Source organism: Photobacterium sp. R1 (assembly GCF_054600795.1).
In genome coordinates, this window is the sequence record NZ_BAAHZP010000018.1 from 1 (window position 1) to 17497 (window position 17497).

Here is a 17497-nt window from a genome sequence, read left to right on the forward strand (position 1 = left end):
AGTTCACTGATAAAATCTTTTTGACTGTATCATTGTCGAGTGCCCACACAGATTGCATGGTCAAATTGTTAAAGAACTTTTTCCAGATTCGCATTTCGCTCATCGTGGACAGGGCGGCCATTCTATCGAAATGAAAAACTGTGTCAAACACTTTTTTCAATCAATTTCGGAACAACTTTCCTGTGAACCTCTGGTTTTCAGCTTTCTTCGCCGTAATCCCGTTCAGTGAGGCGGCATTATAGGGACTTTCTTTCAGGGCGCAAGCGCATTTTTGAGAAATTTTCGTTTTTTTTGTTTTTCGGATAAAAGTTAATCAAAAGCAGCTAATTTTGCCCACTATAGTTGTTTAAAAGCTTGAGAAAAGGCGGATACACGCTTCCAGTCCGTATATTCTACTTCTTTTGTGGTGTCGGTTTCCCCGCCAGTCATACGCATGATGAACTGAATCATGGTGCGATCGAACCAGTTGTATCGCGGATACCGCAATGCCCCGGCAAAAACTTCCAGCAATTCAGGCTGCCAGGATGACTTTTTCAGAAACGTCTGCATATAGACGCTGGTTTCCGGTGTGTCTTTACCCGGTTTACGGGCTGTCAGGTTCACGCAATAAAAAGCAGCTTTTTGTGCGGCCAGCGATGCATGGTGACGTTCAATAAACTGATAGAGCTTTTTATTCAGATGTCCGTAACGTACGGAAGCACCAATCAGCACTTTATCGTATTCACTGAAGTTAATGTCTGGCAGCTGATGAATATCCTGCATCTCACATTGATATTCCGCGCCCAGGTCCTGGACGATATGTTTGAGGATCTTGATGGTCTGCCCTTCACAGCTTGAGTGCAGCATCAGTACCTTTTCCATAGTCTTCTCCTTAATTGCGCCAGAATGTCGGGGTGAACAGAACCAGCAAGGTAAATACTTCAAGTCGGCCAAACAGCATCGCGACAACCAGCGTCCACTTCGCGGCATCATTGACCTCACCAAAGTGTACGGCAACCTGTCCGAGACCCGGCCCGAGGTTATTCAGCGTTGCAGCCACCGCAGAGAATGCGGTCAGCTCATCCATTCCAGTCCCCACCAGAACCAGCATGCAAACGACGAACACCAGCGCGTACGCTGAGAAAAAACCCCAGACGGCATCCACGACGCGTTGTGGTAATGCCTTGTTCCCGACTTTGATGGTGTAGACCGCCCGCGGGTGCACCAGTCGTTTCAGTTCACGCACTCCTTGCAGGAACAGCAACAAGACGCGGATCACTTTGATGCCCCCCCCTGTCGACCCGGCGCATCCTCCAATAAAGGAAGAGAACAGCAAAAGCACAGGAAGAAAGAGTGGCCACTCTGAAAAACTGGTGGTGGTAAAACCTGCCGTTGTTGAAATCGACACGGTCTGAAAAAGCGCCTGGTCCAGGGTTGACCACCAGCTCTCATAAGTCTGGTGCTTCATCAGCAAGCTGTAACAAATCACCAGCAGGATCAGCTGCACCACCAGGAAGGCTTTAAACTCAGGATCTCTTAGATAGGTACGCAGATGCACTCCCCGATTAGAGAAGGCCGCAAAATGCAGTGAGAAGTTACAGGCTGAAATCAGCAGGAACAGCACCGTCACCATATTGATCGCGGTGCTGTTGTAGTGGCCGATACTGGCATCATGCGTCGAGAAACCGCCGATGGCGACCGTCGAGAAACTGTGGGCAATGGCATTGAACAGATCCATCCCTGCCATCCAGAAGGCAGCCGCACATGCAACCGTCAGCGCCAGATAGATAAACCACAGGGTTTTCGCCGTCTCAGCAATCCGTGGTGTCATTTTACTGTCTTTCACAGGCCCCGGGATCTCAGCCCGGTACAACTGCATCCCACCGATACCCAGAACCGGCAAAATCGCCACGGCCAGGACGATGATTCCCATCCCGCCGAACCATTGCAGCATCTGGCGATAAAACAGAATCGCTTTCGGCAACTGATCCAACCCGACAATCACGGTCGCCCCCGTTGTAGTCAGGGCAGAAAAAGACTCAAAAAAGGAATCGGTCAGCGACAGGTCCGGGGTTTTGGACAGAATAAAAGGCACTGCACCGGCGCTGCCAATCACCGTCCAGAACAGCACCACAATCAGGAAGCCATCACGCGCTTTCAGTTCGCGCCGATGGTGCCGGTTGGGCAGCCACAATGCAGCGCCCCCGGCGAGCAAGATAAAAAATGTTACGACAAAGGGAAAACCCGCACCATCACGATACAGTAACGCGATCAGAGCTGGCACCAGCATGGTAAAACTAAACAATGCCAGCAGCAGGCCAACAATACGGATAATCGAACGAATTTGCATAATATCTAGCGGGCGCTCTTCATTTTGTTCTTTTAAGAAGTTTCATCTGCGTCCTGAATGCGAATCTGGCCGCTACTGCGATTGATCAACATGACTTTGAAGTTATCGACCAGACGGCAGTCGAGTTCAAGCGTCATACGGACGTCAGCACCGTATTCAGCATGAACGACCTCGGCACCATGCTCGGCTATCACAGCCTCCAGCAATGGCACCTGATTATACGCACAGCTGATATAAAGTGGTGAAGTAATCACCTTTTCTTTGGTGGTGAGCACAGCAAGCGCCTGCTGTACCCCGCCGCCATAAGCTTTCACCAAACCGCCGGTGCCCAGTCGGATCCCGCCATAATACCGGGTGACGACCGCTGTGATTTCCCCGACACCCGAGCCACTCAGCTGGGCCAGGATGGGTTTGCCTGCCGTTCCCGAAGGCTCTCCGTCATCGCTGAATCCCCACAGCATGGAATCGTTGGGACGTCCCGCCACAAAAGCCCAGCAGTTATGACGGGCATCGGCGTGGCGCGTTTTGATTTCCTGAACAAAGGCTTTGGCGGCATCCAGACCCGGCGTATGTGCCAGATACGTGATAAACCGGCTCTTTTTGATTTCTTCTTCAGCAATCACCGGTGCTGCCGGGATGGGATATGGAGCCTGTGCCATGTCATTTGTCCGTTTACATCATCGAAAGGCGCAAGAATAACATAACCCTGCGTACAGATTCACAACACAAAAAAAGGAGCCGAAGCTCCTTATATTCTGAACGGCAGCACCTGGTTTATTGAGGCTGGTTCTGCTGACGGTTCAGCTCCAGCGTCACCTGCTCCACCTGATAACTGTGCTCCAGCGACTGTAAGACAGGCAGCAGGTTGCGGCCATCTTTTGCCTTCAGCAGGGCAATACCGCCACGGGCATAAACCAGTTCCAGCTGATGCTGCGCCGCAAAACCGGCCGCATCCTTGTCTTGCCCAAGGCGGATCAGAAAGCTGCCGGTCACCTCAACAGTGTCGCCGACACTGTCCAGTGCCCGCAGCTTATCTCCCTTATATAGTGCAGAGGTTTCTGCCGATGCCAGAGGCGCCGACAGTGAGCGTTTCTGGCGAGTTTGAGGTTGGTTATCCGTCAAACGCTGATAGGCCACACCGTTCAGGATCAACGTACCGGCGCTCGCTTCTGCTTCAGTTACTAGTTTAACTGCAGGCAAGGCGGCCAGTGCCGGGGTAACAAACAGCAATGACGCGAACATTCCAATGGTTTTCATGTTGACTTACCCCTCGTGTCCGAAGAATCGAATATCCCAGGATTTCAGTACGCCATCCTGAGTGTTATTGGCCTGCCGGACCGTGATCCGCTCTCCTTCAGCCGGTTGTGCAATCCAGCTGGATTCATCCCGATTGGTATCGCGCACCACCAACTGCCAGCGTCCCTGAGAAGACTCACCATAGAAATGATGCGACAGCAGCAATTGCTGTTCAAAACCGGCCACCTGATTGCTGATCGACTGGCCGACCATGCCTGTGCGAGGCGACATAATGACACTGCGGGTACCGGACGGAGCAATCAGCTCAATCGCCAGGTCATGGACACGCTGGTGATCGATGTCGACCTTCACCTGAACCGCTTCCACAACAAAGTCCTGCAGCTGGTTGAAATCACTGACAGCCCCCTGCAACGTCGCATCCGGGATCTGTGACTGTGCCGTCACACGCTGCCAGGTCGTCACCGACAAAGGCGGCAAAGGTGTCTCATAGTCCTGTGCCATCGCCACAGCACCATCAACATTCACCCGGCCAAAGCCATAGAAGTTATGGAATTCATACCCCGCAGCATTGGTCTGCCAGCCGGGAATTGCCTGATACGTGCTGGTTTCATTGGCGAGGTTACGAAATGTCAGGCTGACCCCGGTGTTGTTCGGATCGACTTTGGTCGCCGTGGACGCCAGAATATGCTTCACATCACGCCAGCTCAGGTCCGGATTGGCCGACATCACCATGGCTACAGTCCCCGATGCATTCGGAGCCGCTGATGATGTACCGTTCATGGTACCGTTATACTCACAGCGCGGGTCCAGCGCCGTGCCTCCGTGCAGCGCATTCGTCGTACGCGTCAGGGTGTTGTACCCGGCATCGCAGCCGCTCACATCTGTGGTGATCATTGCCGGAGAATCCGTGCCATACTCACCGCCCGGTGCAGCAACAAATACGTTCGCACCGACGGACGAATAAGAGGAACGTTGACCCTCAGCATTGACCGCCGACACCACCATATTCCAGTAGTTGGCATTGTCCGGGGTAATATTGCTGTCCTGCATAGGCAGGCCATTGTTCGGCGGGCCAACCCGATTCGGATCGTAATAGTCACCCGGCAGAATCCGCGTTCGACCCAAAGAGGTAAAATTCATCGTGAAGCGGTGATAGCTGTTACCTGCTGATTTCACGAACAGGCTGCCAAGTCCCTGGTGGGATTCACGTGTTACGTGTTCGTAGACCTGCTCTCTGAGGGCAACATCCAGATCATTAAGGTCATACTTGCGGGGAAATAAAGAGGACGAACCATAGCTCTGGTTAAACACTCGCACATCAGCCGTGTTTTCCGCTTCCCCATGTGACAGCAGCCAGGCTTCCATCGACTGATTGTTCAGCCAGTTGAACCCCTTCAGACCCGCTTCCGGTGCGACACCGCGGCCACCGATACCGTTCCAGCCCGCGGCAGCTGCGATTCCGGCGACCGCCGTTCCGTGTCCGTCGGTCGGATCATCCGGCGAGGGGTCATCATCGTGATTCACAACATCCCGCGAGCCCGGACGGATATTCGGTGCCAGATCCGGGTGACCTATCTCCAGACCATCATCCACAACCGCAATAGTAACGCCCTGACCACGCACGCCAGTCGTATGGCTCACGTACAGGTTCATGTCCTGCCCGGCAATGCCGGCTGAACGGGAAAATGCCGTCTGGCCATGATTTTGCAGATGCCACTGGTGCGGATAAAGCGGGTCTGAGGTGAAGTCATCCTGTACTCCGGCCCAACCGGTACCCGGCTCCGGAACCACAGCCGCTTGTGCCAGAGTCGCCGCATGGGCCATCCCCGGCACCAGAGCCGCCGTAACCAGTACAGGCAATAATTTCAGCGCTGTCTTCATGCATACATCCTTCATATGATTCATTCCATTAATATTCCAGTGATGGAATAGAGTCAGGATGTATACTGACAACAGTCATCATTGCTACACGAAGCGGTGAAAAAAGATAAGCAGAATGAAATGCCTCGCAAAAGCAAAAGATTGCACTCAATAAATCAGCCACGAATAACCCAACGAAGCTTCGGTGCATATCACCTTTTGCAACACACTCACATCAAGGTTTAAACAATTGTTTAAAATAGGTGTTGAAATCCATTTACAACAAGTCCAGACTAATCTTTAACCTGGTTGCAGGTCAAACCAGTCAAAATCAAGCCGGCAAGTGAACCGGTATTCACGGAGATAGAACATGATTTACCAAGGTGAAACCCTGTCCGTAAGCTATCTGGAGGATGGCATTGCGGAAATCAACTTCAATGCGCCAGGCAGCGTGAATAAGCTGGATCGCAAGACCCTGGAAAACCTCAGTGAAGCTATCAACGCGCTGTATCAACAAACCGAACTGAAAGGTGTACTCCTGACGTCCGGCAAACCTGCTTTTATTGTTGGTGCAGATGTGACCGAGTTCCCTGACATCATGACGCAGGAAGCTGAGACCCTGTCCAGCTGGCTGGCTGACGCCAACGCCATTTTTAACCGCCTAGAAGACATTTCTGTCCCGACCGTTTCAGCGATTAACGGTTTTGCGCTGGGCGGCGGCTGCGAATGTATTCTGGCAACAGACATTCGTGTTGCCGACACAACCGCACTGGTCGGCCTGCCAGAAACCAAACTGGGTATCATGCCTGGCTGGGGTGGCTCCGTACGCCTGCCACGCCTGATCGGTGCCGATCCGGCGATGGACATCATCGCCGCAGGTAAAGCAAAGAAAGCTCCGGAAGCCCTGAAGCTTGGCCTGGTTGATGCCGTTGTTGCACCTGAAGCCCTGCACGACGCGGCGCTGACCATGCTGAAAGATGCGATCGCCGGTAAACTGGACTGGCAATCTCGCCGTGCCCAAAAACAGGCTCCGCTGAAACTGAACAAAATTGAAGCCACCATGAGTTTCACCATGGCCAAAGGCATGGTGATGCAAGTTGCAGGTCCGCACTATCCTGCTCCGATCACGGCGGTCAAATGTATTGAAGAAGCCGCGCGCATGAGCCGCGACGAAGCACTGAAAGTTGAAAACAAAGGCTTTGTTGCGCTGGCGAAAAGCCAAGTGGCTCCGGCACTGGTTGGTATCTTCCTGAATGACCAGTACATCAAAGGCAAAGCGAAGCAAGCAGCCAAAGAAGGCAAAGACACCCAACGTGCAGCCGTACTGGGTGCCGGTATCATGGGTGGCGGTATTGCTTATCAGTCTGCACTGAAAGGCGTACCGGTGATGATGAAAGACATCGCTCAGCCATCGCTGGATCTGGGGATGACCGAAGCTTCCAAGCTGCTGAACAAGCAACTGGAGCGCGGCAAGCTCAATGGCCTGAAAATGGCAAAAATCCTGGCGTCTATCCAGCCGACCTTGCATTACGCCGGTATTGAAGATGCTAATGTGATTGTTGAGGCTGTGGTTGAAAACCCGAAGGTAAAAGCCGCGGTTCTGGCCGAAGTTGAAGAACGTGTGAGTGAAGACACTGTGATCACGTCAAATACCTCGACCATTCCAATCAACGTGCTGGCAAAATCACTCAAGCGCCCGGAAAAATTCTGTGGCATGCACTTCTTCAACCCGGTACACCGCATGCCGCTGGTTGAAATCATCCGGGGTGAGCACACTTCGGAAGAGACCATTTCCCGCGTGGTGGCATACGCTGCCAAGATGGGTAAATCCCCGATTGTGGTCAATGACTGCCCTGGATTCTTCGTCAACCGGGTTCTGTTCCCTTACTTTGCCGGTTTTAGCCTGCTGCTGCGTGACGGCGCCGATTTCACCAAGATCGATAAAGTAATGGAGAAAAAATTCGGCTGGCCGATGGGCCCTGCTTATCTGCTGGATGTGGTTGGTATTGATACCGCGCACCACGCGCAGGCCGTCATGGCTGAAGGTTTCCCTGAGCGCATGAGCAAAGACTACAAAGATGCTGTTGACGTGATGTTCGAGAACCAGCGTCTGGGCCAGAAGAACGGCAAAGGTTTTTATGCCTATTCCATCGACAAGAAAGGCAAGCCGAAGAAAGATCTGGCACCGGAAGTGGCTGAACTGCTGGCGCCTGTGGTCAGCCGTACCGCTGATTTCAGTGACGAAGACATCATTGCCCGCACCATGGTTCCGATGATCAACGAAGTCGTTCGCTGTCTGGAAGAAGGCATTGTTGCGACCCCGGCAGAAGCAGATATGGCACTGGTGTATGGTGTGGGCTTCCCTCCGTTCCGTGGTGGCGTTTTCCGTTACCTGGATACCATCGGCCTGGCGAACTATGTGGCAATGGCTGATCAATTCGCTCATCTTGGCGCGGTTTACGAAGTTCCTGCCGGTCTTCGTGAGAAGGCAGAGAAAGGCGAAAGCTATTACAACGCACCCGTAAACGCTTAAGGACGAGGATAAACACATGAATAACGTCGTAATTGTTGATTGCATCCGCACCCCGATGGGGCGTTCTAAAGGCGGTGCATTCCGGAATAAACGTGCTGAAGATCTGTCAGCACACCTGATGAAAGGTCTGCTGGAGCGTAATCCTCAGGTCGAACCAACAGCGATTGAAGACATCTACTGGGGCTGTGTGCAGCAAACCCTGGAACAAGGCTTTAACGTTGCCCGTAACGCCGCACTGCTGGCCGGTATTCCGCATACCGTAGGTGCAACCACAGTCAACCGTCTGTGCGGTTCATCCATGGATGCCCTGCACTGTGCCGCCCGCTCCATCATGGTCGGTGATGCAGAGATTTGTCTGGTTGGTGGTGTCGAGCACATGGGCCATGTGCCGATGAATCACGGTGTCGACTTCCACCCGGGCCTGTCCAAATCTGTGGCACAAGCCGCTGGCATGATGGGTCTGACCGCAGAAATGCTGGGCCGTATGCATGGCATCAGCCGTGAGCAGCAGGACGCCTTTGCCGCCCGCTCGCACCAGCGTGCCCATGCTGCAACGATTGAAGGCCGTTTCAAAAAAGAAATCCTGCCGACTGAAGGTCACGATGAAAACGGTATCCTGAAAGTATATGATTTCGACGAAGTCATCCGTCCTGAAACCACAGTGGAAACCCTGTCCGGCCTGCGTCCGGTCTTTGATCCGGCCAACGGTACTGTAACTGCAGGTACGTCATCAGCCCTGTCTGACGGTGCTTCTGCCATGCTGATCATGAGCGAAAGCAAAGCGAAGGAACTGGGTCTGAAGATCCGTGCCCGTATCAAGTCCATGGCGATTGCCGGCTGCGATCCGTCCATCATGGGATACGGCCCGGTACCGGCAACCCAGAAAGCACTGAAGCGTGCCGGTCTGACAATTGACGATATCGGCATGGTTGAGCTGAACGAGGCCTTCGCAGCGCAATCCCTGCCATGCGCCAAAGACCTGGGTCTGCTGGACTTGGTCGACGAGAAAGTGAACCTCAACGGCGGCGCCATTGCACTGGGTCACCCGCTGGGCTGCTCCGGTACCCGTATTTCGACCACGCTGATTAACCTGATGGAACATCACGACGTCAAATACGGCCTGGCGACCATGTGTATCGGCCTGGGTCAGGGGATTGCCACCATTTTTGAACGAGTGGATAGTTAATTCTTCCCTGACAAACACGAAGCCCGCACCGGTTGCGGGCTTTTTTTCGGTTAAATTTCAGGAAAATTTGTCTGAGATTCAGATTTCAGACAAGCTGACTCACTACACTCATGCTTTACCGCTTTTACTTCGCACGGAGAAAAACCATGTTTAAGGCACTGATCCTCAACCAGCAAGATAATAAAACACTGGCGCAAGTCGGCGATGTGGAAGACAGTCAATTACCGGACGGAGATGTGACAGTTGCAGTGGACTATTCCTCCCTCAACTACAAAGACGGCCTGGCGATCTCCGGTGCAGGAAAGATCATCCGCCAGTTTCCGATGGTACCGGGCATCGATTTTGCCGGGACGGTCAAGTCATCCAGCGACAGCCGCTACCAGCCAGGCAATCAGGTCGTCCTGACCGGCTGGGGCGTCGGTGAAAATCATTGGGGCGGCATGGCTGAACTGGCCCGGGTCAAAGCCGACTGGCTGGTTCCCTTACCGGCGAACCTAACCTGTGAGCAAACCATGGTGATCGGAACCGCTGGGCTGACCGCCATGCTTTGTGTGCAAGCCCTGGAAGATGCCGGCCTGACGCCGGAGTCCGGCGAGATACTGGTCACCGGTGCCAGCGGTGGTGTCGGCTCCGTCGCGGTCACTTTGCTGGCCAGACTGGGCTATCGCGTTACAGCCGTCACCGGCCGTGCTTCGCAAAATGGTGCGCTGCTCAAACAACTTGGTGCCACCACCATCCTTGAGCGCAGCGAACTGGAAGAACCAGCCAAACCGCTGGAAAAACAACGCTGGGCAGGTGCCATTGATACCGTCGGCAGCAAGGTTCTCGCGAAAGTGCTGAGCCAGCTCGACTACAATGGCGTCGTGGCAGCATGCGGACTGGCCGGCGGCTTTGATTTACCGACCACCGTCATGCCTTTTATTCTTAGGAATGTACGCCTGCAAGGGATCGACTCGGTTTACTGCCCTTATGACAAACGCGTAAAGGCTTGGCAACGGCTGAGTGAATTGCTGCCGGACAGCTTTTACCAGCAAGCTGGCCAGACCGTCAAACTGGAACAGGTGCCGGAACTAGCTCAGGCAATTATTCAGGGCCAGGTCACCGGCCGTACACTGGTGAAGCTGTCCTGAACCATCGCTTTTTCACAGACATTTACCAAAACTTCATCCGGTTTGACCGGGTGAGGTTTTTTTCCACGATCAACAGGTAAAAAAAATCCCGCCATAATAGCGGGGAAGCCCAAGAAAACTGGGGAGTGTAGTAGATGTGAAAGTTAGCTTTCCTCTTCCTCAAGCTCCGGAGAATGTGAGAGCTCGAGCCAGAGTCCAATCGCTGCGGCAACCAGGCCCGCCAGCGAGAAGACAGTTAATTCATCAACGTTGCGCAGTACAATCGAGCAGAAAGCGATAAAGCACAGCACACAGTAAATAGTCAGTCTATCCATCTGAGTAATCATCTCCGCCTCCCTGCGATGACAACTTAGTTAACAACTTGTTAACTAAGTTACACATAATTGTTACCTTTGCCAACCCCTGGTTGATTATTTATTATCCATGAGTATGATCTGGCTCTCATTTACGATATGGCACGACTATGACCACGAATTTTGATTCCGCCACTCACAGCCTGGAGGCACAAGGACTGCGTTGCCCGGAACCGGTAATGATGGTGCGTAAAACTGTCCGCAAGATGGCCGACGGCGAAACCCTGCTGGTGCTGGCCGATGATCCGTCGACCACCCGCGATATTCCCAGTTTCTGCCGTTTTATGGATCACACCCTGCTGGCTGCGGATACCGAATCCCTGCCTTATCGCTTTCTTATCCGGAAAGGCAAGGCATAAATGAGTCAGGCAGCCTAGCGCTGCCTGATGACATTTTGATTACACCGGCGCACTGAGCCCCAGTGCACCCATTCTGTCTGAATTACAGACCCACCGCCGCAGCCACAGCCAACATCGCAAATAACGCAGCGGTCACTTTGCGGATCAGTCCCAACGGCATTTTATCAGCCGATAACTTCCCGAGCAGCACCACAGGCACATTTGCCAGCAGCATACCAATGGTCGTTCCCAATACAACCAGCATCAGACCGTCATGATACTTTGCGCCCAACATCGTGGTCGCAACCTGCGTTTTATCACCGATTTCAGCAATGAAAAAAGCAATAAAACTGGCAATAAATGGCCCGCGGCTGGAAATCGACTCGTCGTCATCCAGTTTATCCGGGATCAGAATCCAGCCCGCCATCGCCACGAAACTCACCACAAGTACCCATTTCAGAACTTCCGGCGACAGATAATCCGCCACCACAACGCCCAACCAGGCTGCCAGGGCATGATTCAAAATCGTCGCTAAAAAGATCGCTAAAATAATCGGGACTGGTTTGCGGTATCGGCTGGCTAACAGCAATGACAACAGCTGGGTTTTATCCCCGATTTCGGCCAATGCGACGGTAGTAATAGAAACAGCTAAAATGCTCACGACATGCTCTTTGGGGCGAGGATAATTATTTTAAACCAAAGACAAACAGACATGCCCCACCCCGGTTCATATCGATTTGCCTATGGTCTCGCCAAACCGACCGGAGATATGGTCAGTCACAATCACCATGAAGATTTTGCTTCAATTATGTTGATGATTGTTCCGTCAGAACGGAAGGCTACTCCCCAAAGGAACCGGCATGATAGCCAGAACCCTGCCGGGATTCAAGTGATCAAAAAGGGAAGCCGAAGCTTCCCTTTGAAAAGTGTGACTAGCCGAAACGTCATTAAGATTCGAGCGGACTCAGCACAATCTCAACACGTCGGTTTTGTGCACGACCCTGCTGGTTGGCATTCGACGCAATCGGATGGGCTTCACCCATGCCTTTCGCCAGAACGCGCTGTGCCGCGACGCCATTGCGGACCAGATAGTTACTGACTTCGCTGGCACGAACCTGAGACAGACGCAGGTTGTACGAATCAGAACCTGAACTGTCAGTGAAACCGTAAACGTTCAGCTGAGTTTTATCGTATTCATTGACTACCATCGCGACACTTTGCAGTGCATCCATCGCCTGCTGGCTCAGATTCGACTGATCAACACCAAAGGTAATGGCATTCGGCATGTTCAGGACAATCTGATCACCGTTACGGGTGACACTGATACCGGTGGATTCCAGTTGCTGACGCAGCTTGGTTTCCTGCACATCCATGTAATAACCGATACCGCCGCCCAGTGCCGCGCCGGAAGCCGCGCCAATCAAAGCGCCTTTTCCACGGTCTTTTTTACTGGATGAAGCGACACCGATCGCCGCACCGGCCACAGCACCAATTAATGCGCCGCTGGTTGATTTCGCGGTCTGATCTTCACGAGTGTAAGGATTCACAGTCGTACAACCTGTCGCCACCATTGAAGTAACACCAGCGAAAAGGATAGCGCGTACCCACTTACGTGAAGCCGCAGAAGTGTGTTGTTGCATGCTTGTTCCCCATTTATTGTTCGTCAGCTCAGCGAGACGCCCGTTTCAACTGAGCACTATCTTGCTGCATTGTAGACAAGAGTGTCCATCGGATATCAAAAATCTGTCAATTTTTTACCCTGTTTCTGCTTATGGCGGAAGTCTGATGACAAAAATTTACACAAGCTGTCATTATGAGCAAAAAACGTGCGCGGCCCCTACTCCCGCAAAGCCAGCCAAGGTATACTGGATTGTTATCTTTTCTACTTATATCAACGGATCTCGTGAAGCTGACAATGCAAAAATACGACATTAAGACCTTTCAGGGCATGATCCTGACGCTTCAGGAATACTGGGGCAAGCAAGGTTGTACTATCGTGCAGCCGCTGGATATGGAAGTGGGCGCCGGAACCTCGCACCCAATGACCTGCCTGCGTGCTCTGGGACCAGAGCCAATCGCTGCTGCCTACGTGCAGCCATCACGCCGCCCGACTGACGGTCGTTACGGGGAAAACCCGAACCGTCTGCAGCACTACTACCAGTTCCAGGTCATCATCAAGCCATCACCGGACAACATTCAGGAACTGTATCTGGGCTCTCTGGAAGCCTTGGGCGTAGATACGCAGGTTCACGACATTCGCTTTGTAGAAGACAACTGGGAAAACCCAACGCTGGGTGCCTGGGGCCTGGGCTGGGAAGTGTGGCTGAACGGCATGGAAGTGACTCAGTTCACTTACTTCCAGCAAGTGGGCGGTCTGGAATGTAAACCGGTGACCGGTGAAATCACTTACGGTATCGAGCGTCTGGCCATGTACATCCAGGGCGTTGATTCTGTATATGATCTGGTCTGGACTGACGGCCCGCTGGGGAAAGTTACCTACGGCGACATCTTCCATCAGAACGAAGTAGAACAGTCGACCTACAACTTTGAATACGCCGATGTCGACTTCCTGTTTACTTTCTTTGATCAGTGCGAGAAAGAATGTAAATCACTGCTGGAACTGGAACAGCCCCTGCCGCTGCCAGCCTATGAGCGTATCCTGAAAGCCGGCCATGCCTTCAACCTGCTGGATGCCCGTAAAGCAATCTCTGTGACGGAGCGTCAGCGCTACATCCTGCGTATTCGCAACCTGACCAAGCAGGTCGCTGAAGCCTACTATGCCTCTCGTGAAGCGCTGGGCTTCCCGATGTGTAAAAAAGACAAGTAAGGATCCCGCATGGCTGACAAGAATTTTCTGATTGAACTGGGTACCGAAGAGCTGCCACCAAAAGCTCTGCGTACGCTGGCGGAAGCGTTCGCCGATAACTTTGCTGCCGAACTGAATGCAGCGGAACTGGCCTTCGGGAACATTGAATGGTTTGCGGCTCCCCGCCGTCTGGCTCTGAAAGTGACGGCGCTGGCTGAAGGTCAGGCCGACAAAGTCGTAGAGAAACGCGGACCGGCCGTGAGCGTTGCGTTCGATGCAGACGGAAACCCAACCAAAGCGGCTGAAGGCTGGGCACGCGGGAACGGCATTACCGTTGATCAGGCTGAACGTCTGAAAACCGACAAAGGTGAATGGCTGCTGTTCAAAGAAGCCGTCAAAGGCAAGCCGGCAACCGAACTGCTATGTGAGCTGGCTGCAGCTGCACTGGCAAAACTGCCGATTCCGAAACCAATGCGCTGGGGCGATAAAGAAACTCAGTTTATCCGTCCGGTGAAAACCCTGGTCATGCTGCTGAACGACGAGCTGATCCCGGGCACCATTCTGGGTGTGGAATCTGCGCGCACAGTTCGTGGTCACCGCTTCATGGGTGAGCCAGAATTCAGCATCGAGCATGCCGATCAGTACCCGGCTATTCTGGAAGAACGCGGCAAGGTCATTGCAGATTACGAAACCCGTAAAGCGCATATCATTGCCGGTGCCAAAGAAGCAGCCATTGCTGTTGGCGGTATCGCCGATCTGGAAGACGAGCTGGTTGAAGAAGTCACCTCGCTGGTTGAGTGGCCGGTAGTGCTGACTGCATCGTTCGAGGAAGAGTTCCTGAATGTTCCGGCCGAAGCGCTGGTTTACACCATGAAAGGTGACCAGAAATACTTCCCGGTTTATGACGCAAACGGCAAACTGCTGCCGAAGTTCATCTTCGTTTCCAACATCGAATCGAAAGAACCGCGTCATATTATCGAAGGGAACGAGAAGGTGGTCCGCCCTCGCCTGGCCGACGCCGAGTTCTTCTTCAACACCGACCGCAAGCGTCCGCTGGTTGACCGTCTGCACGAACTGGACAGCGTCCTGTTCCAGAAACAACTGGGCACACTGCGTGACAAAACCGACCGCATCACTTCCATGTCTGGCTACATTGCCCAGCAGATTGGTGCCAACGTTGAACACGCAGAGCGCGCTGGCCTGCTGTCGAAGTGTGACCTGATGACCTCAATGGTTTTCGAGTTTACCGATACACAGGGTGTCATGGGCATGCACTACGCACGTCTGGATGGCGAACATGAAGATGTTGCCGTTGCCCTGAACGAGCAGTACATGCCGCGCTTTGCCGGCGATGAGCTGCCAGGTTCAGACGTTGCGGCGGCAGTCGCACTGGCCGATAAAATGGATACCCTGGTTGGTATCTTCGGCATTGGTCAGCATCCGAAAGGTGCCAACGACCCGTTCGCACTTCGCCGTGCAGCACTGGGTGCCCTGCGCATCATGGTCGAGAAAGGATATCAGCTGGATCTGGTTGACCTGATCCGCAAAGCCAAAGAACTGTTTGGTCACAAGCTGACAAACCACGATGTTGAAGCTGACGTGATTGATTTCATGCTCGGCCGTTTCCGCGCCTGGTATCAGGACGAAGGCCACACAGTCGATGTGATTCAGGCCGTGCTGGCACGTCGCCCGACCTCACCTTCTGACTTCGACAAACGCGTGAAAGCCGTCAGCCATTTCCGTTCGCTGGATGCAGCTGAATCTCTGGCTGCAGCCAACAAACGTGTCGGTAACATTCTGGCGAAGTTTGATGGTCAGCTGTCTGCCTCCATTGACAGCAGCCTGCTGGTCGAAGACGCCGAAAAAGCACTAGCGAACGATGTTGAATCTGTAACCGCGAAGCTGGCACCTGTTTTTGCAGCCGGTGACTACCAGCAAGCCCTGTCTGAGCTGGCAACCCTGCGTGAAACTGTGGATGCTTTCTTTGATAACGTGATGGTCATGGCCGATGACGAAGCACTGAAAGTGAACCGTCTGACCATGCTGAACCAACTGCGTAATGAGTTCCTGAAAGTTGCAGATATCTCTCTGCTGCAAAACTAAACGCAGTTTGTTTTCAGAGAAACAAGCATGACATTAAAAGCCCGCACTCGCGGGCTTTTTTCGAACTGAAGTTCCGTCACATTCAGTGCAGCATCCGATGTTTCACGTGAAACATTCTTGCCCTTCTTATATTGCTCATCAATCCTGTCCTTCAGGCTCTTACCCTGCACTCTGCAGCGAATGACGACAACCAGACCGAATTTATCCAGCACGCTCAATTTCAACCGCAACAACAGATGAACATTCCGACAGTTTTGTTCCACGTGAAACACAAACCAATCTGTCCCCGCTTACTTTCTGCCATCGATAAAACGCAATGAATTCAGCGACTGATGATCCCAGCACCAGCATTGTTCAGGTCGAATCACCATTCCGCCGACCCAACTCACAGGTAACTCAGCTCTCACCTGCTGTGCCAGACAGCGACGGCCCTGATCTGTCATTACCAGCCTTTGATTGAACCAGCTTTCTGATTTTTCATCAGACTCAACAATCATCAACGGAGCGGTTCCCAAAGTCAGCGATTTGATCAGTACCCAGAACATCAGGTCACCCAAAAACGGCAGCGGTTCCGTTGCCTGATAAGCTGAAAACAAATCCGGAAAAGCCAGTGGCTTGTCAGCCTGCTGCAAGACCTTAAGCGCCAGTATTTGTGTCAGACTCAAACCCGAACCACAGTGCGGCAACTCCTGCAAATGTCTGATGATAACGTTCTTGAGATTCGGAAATCTGGCTAGCTGAGCAGCGTGCAACAAAGCCACGAGTGGCTGCGGCGTCGACGCACAGAACGCCTGCCAGATCTGACGCGCCTGATGCAACTTGGCCAGACTGAGATTCTGGCGTTGTTGCCAGAGTAACCGCAGCCCTTCCGCTGGAAGCTGTCCGAGACCAATAAACCGCTCTCGCCCCGGAAAGCGATCAACTTCTATCAGTTCAATCTGACGTCGTGTTGAAGACGGTAAATCGGCCAGAAATGCCAACAGCCGAACCAGCATGAGCTGATCATAATTGTCATGTTCAACCCAGAAGACCAAACGCTGATAATGCTCGTTGCGGATCTGATCCAGCTTCGACTGTGTATCGGCCATCAACAGCTCAACCGACCGGGTCTCACCCGTCTCACTCAATAACGTACGTTGAATAAAGTCAGCACGCCGCATCTCAAATTCAGCGCTTGAGGTTAATGGACCGATACAATACGGATCGATAAATGGCAGGAAATCCCCGGCAAAACCAGCGTCCCTGAGTTTGTGTTGAATGTCATGACCACACCGTACATGAAGGGTACACATTTCACGATCCAGCGGTTCACTCCCCCGCTCAATCAATTGTCTGTGCTCTCCGAGCGATTCCACATGCAGCTTCAGGCGGCTCCAACTGGAAAGGCCAAATTCCCTCGCCATCCCGAGTTGGACATCAGACAGACGAATTGTCTCGGAGCTGAGTAAATGCGGTTTGGGATGATGGCGCTGAATCGAAAGAAGCGCTTCGGCATTGCCTTGACGGATAGCTTTAAGTCGTTGCTTGGCCTGAGATTTGAGAACGCTCAGATTAAGCGAGAAAGAATTTTGTAGAGGCATCATTTCACCATTCTCAATGATT

15 protein-coding genes and 1 riboswitch are annotated in these 17497 nt (G+C 52.8%); of the genes, 6 read left to right on the top strand and 9 right to left on the bottom strand.

From position 1 onward, the window contains the following. Positions 1-336: 336 nt before the first annotated feature. The 5 genes from hemG to ACYP03_RS21145 all read right to left on the bottom strand — a co-directional run bounded on the left by hemG (position 337) and on the right by ACYP03_RS21145 (position 5467). Positions 337-861: a menaquinone-dependent protoporphyrinogen IX dehydrogenase gene (gene hemG, locus ACYP03_RS21125; RefSeq protein ID WP_330961709.1), complete on the bottom strand. Its 525-nt coding sequence runs from the start codon at positions 859-861 to the stop codon at positions 337-339. 10 nt (positions 862-871) lie between these two features. Further along, entirely contained in the window at positions 872-2329 is a 1458-nt protein-coding gene (locus ACYP03_RS21130; protein ID WP_248144704.1) for a TrkH family potassium uptake protein, read from the bottom strand. Positions 2330-2361: 32 nt separating this feature from the next. Continuing rightward, positions 2362-2988 (bottom strand): YigZ family protein, encoded by a 627-nt coding sequence (locus ACYP03_RS21135; RefSeq protein ID WP_459782021.1) that lies wholly within the window; start codon positions 2986-2988, stop codon positions 2362-2364. 115 nt (positions 2989-3103) lie between these two features. After that, positions 3104-3586, bottom strand: a complete 483-nt coding sequence (locus tag ACYP03_RS21140; protein WP_459782022.1) for a hypothetical protein — start codon at positions 3584-3586, stop codon at positions 3104-3106. Between the two features lie 6 nt (positions 3587-3592). Continuing rightward, positions 3593-5467: a S8 family serine peptidase gene (locus ACYP03_RS21145; protein ID WP_459782023.1), complete on the bottom strand. Its 1875-nt coding sequence runs from the start codon at positions 5465-5467 to the stop codon at positions 3593-3595. Between the two features lie 349 nt (positions 5468-5816). On the opposite strand from ACYP03_RS21145, the gene fadB reads away from it, so the two are divergent. From fadB to acuI, 3 genes are all read left to right on the top strand, one after another. Continuing rightward, complete coding sequence (gene fadB / locus ACYP03_RS21150; RefSeq protein ID WP_459782024.1) at positions 5817-7979, top strand: fatty acid oxidation complex subunit alpha FadB; 2163 nt, start codon at positions 5817-5819, stop codon at positions 7977-7979. Positions 7980-7995: 16 nt separating this feature from the next. Next, on the top strand, positions 7996-9165 hold the full coding sequence (gene fadA, locus ACYP03_RS21155; protein ID WP_459782025.1) for an acetyl-CoA C-acyltransferase FadA: 1170 nt from the start codon (positions 7996-7998) through the stop codon (positions 9163-9165). A 146-nt stretch (positions 9166-9311) separates the two neighbouring features. Then, positions 9312-10295 carry an acrylyl-CoA reductase (NADPH) gene (acuI, locus tag ACYP03_RS21160; RefSeq protein ID WP_459782026.1) on the top strand — a complete coding sequence of 328 codons (984 nt, stop codon included), beginning with the start codon at positions 9312-9314 and terminating at the stop codon, positions 10293-10295. 143 nt (positions 10296-10438) lie between these two features. Here the strand turns inward: acuI and ACYP03_RS21165 are convergent, their stop codons facing one another. Then, positions 10439-10621, bottom strand: a complete 183-nt coding sequence (locus tag ACYP03_RS21165) for a hypothetical protein (protein ID WP_036751247.1) — start codon at positions 10619-10621, stop codon at positions 10439-10441. A gap of 137 nt (positions 10622-10758) precedes the next feature. Between ACYP03_RS21165 and tusA the strand changes: the two genes are divergently transcribed. Further along, positions 10759-11007, top strand: coding sequence for a sulfurtransferase TusA (tusA, locus tag ACYP03_RS21170; protein WP_248144710.1), 249 nt, complete (start codon positions 10759-10761; stop codon positions 11005-11007). An 82-nt stretch (positions 11008-11089) separates the two neighbouring features. Here tusA and ACYP03_RS21175 read toward each other — a convergent pair whose 3' ends face one another. Beyond that, on the bottom strand, positions 11090-11647 hold the full coding sequence (locus ACYP03_RS21175; protein ID WP_248144711.1) for a TMEM165/GDT1 family protein: 558 nt from the start codon (positions 11645-11647) through the stop codon (positions 11090-11092). 93 nt (positions 11648-11740) lie between these two features. Then, a riboswitch (yybP-ykoY riboswitch) is annotated at positions 11741-11839 on the bottom strand. 94 nt (positions 11840-11933) lie between these two features. After that, positions 11934-12626, bottom strand: coding sequence for an OmpA family protein (locus ACYP03_RS21180; protein ID WP_248144712.1), 693 nt, complete (start codon positions 12624-12626; stop codon positions 11934-11936). A gap of 275 nt (positions 12627-12901) precedes the next feature. Here ACYP03_RS21180 and glyQ point away from each other — a divergent pair, with 275 nt between their 5' ends. Further along, positions 12902-13813, top strand: a complete 912-nt coding sequence (gene glyQ / locus ACYP03_RS21185; protein ID WP_459782027.1) for a glycine--tRNA ligase subunit alpha — start codon at positions 12902-12904, stop codon at positions 13811-13813. A gap of 9 nt (positions 13814-13822) precedes the next feature. Then, positions 13823-15895, top strand: a complete 2073-nt coding sequence (glyS, locus tag ACYP03_RS21190) for a glycine--tRNA ligase subunit beta (RefSeq protein WP_459782028.1) — start codon at positions 13823-13825, stop codon at positions 15893-15895. Positions 15896-16185: 290 nt separating this feature from the next. Here glyS and ACYP03_RS21195 read toward each other — a convergent pair whose 3' ends face one another. Further along, positions 16186-17475: a DUF1835 domain-containing protein gene (locus ACYP03_RS21195; protein ID WP_459782029.1), complete on the bottom strand. Its 1290-nt coding sequence runs from the start codon at positions 17473-17475 to the stop codon at positions 16186-16188. Between the last annotated feature and the right edge of the window lie 22 nt (positions 17476-17497).

Excerpts from the sequence above, each read along its gene's own strand:
- fadB (WP_459782024.1), top strand. The coding sequence starts at position 5,817 with ATGATTTACCAAGGTGAAACCCTGTCCGTAAGCTATCTGGAGGATGGC.
- ACYP03_RS21130 (WP_248144704.1), bottom strand. The coding sequence starts at position 2,329 with ATGCAAATTCGTTCGATTATCCGTATTGTTGGCCTGCTGCTGGCATTG.
- hemG (WP_330961709.1), bottom strand. The coding sequence starts at position 861 with ATGGAAAAGGTACTGATGCTGCACTCAAGCTGTGAAGGGCAGACCATC.
- ACYP03_RS21180 (WP_248144712.1), bottom strand. The coding sequence starts at position 12,626 with ATGCAACAACACACTTCTGCGGCTTCACGTAAGTGGGTACGCGCTATC.
- glyS (WP_459782028.1), top strand. The coding sequence starts at position 13,823 with ATGGCTGACAAGAATTTTCTGATTGAACTGGGTACCGAAGAGCTGCCA.
- ACYP03_RS21135 (WP_459782021.1), bottom strand. The coding sequence starts at position 2,988 with ATGGCACAGGCTCCATATCCCATCCCGGCAGCACCGGTGATTGCTGAA.
- ACYP03_RS21165 (WP_036751247.1), bottom strand. The coding sequence starts at position 10,621 with ATGATTACTCAGATGGATAGACTGACTATTTACTGTGTGCTGTGCTTT.
- glyQ (WP_459782027.1), top strand. The coding sequence starts at position 12,902 with ATGCAAAAATACGACATTAAGACCTTTCAGGGCATGATCCTGACGCTT.
- ACYP03_RS21145 (WP_459782023.1), bottom strand. The coding sequence starts at position 5,467 with ATGAAGACAGCGCTGAAATTATTGCCTGTACTGGTTACGGCGGCTCTG.
- ACYP03_RS21140 (WP_459782022.1), bottom strand. The coding sequence starts at position 3,586 with ATGAAAACCATTGGAATGTTCGCGTCATTGCTGTTTGTTACCCCGGCA.
- tusA (WP_248144710.1), top strand. The coding sequence starts at position 10,759 with ATGACCACGAATTTTGATTCCGCCACTCACAGCCTGGAGGCACAAGGA.
- acuI (WP_459782026.1), top strand. The coding sequence starts at position 9,312 with ATGTTTAAGGCACTGATCCTCAACCAGCAAGATAATAAAACACTGGCG.
- fadA (WP_459782025.1), top strand. The coding sequence starts at position 7,996 with ATGAATAACGTCGTAATTGTTGATTGCATCCGCACCCCGATGGGGCGT.
- ACYP03_RS21195 (WP_459782029.1), bottom strand. The coding sequence starts at position 17,475 with ATGCCTCTACAAAATTCTTTCTCGCTTAATCTGAGCGTTCTCAAATCT.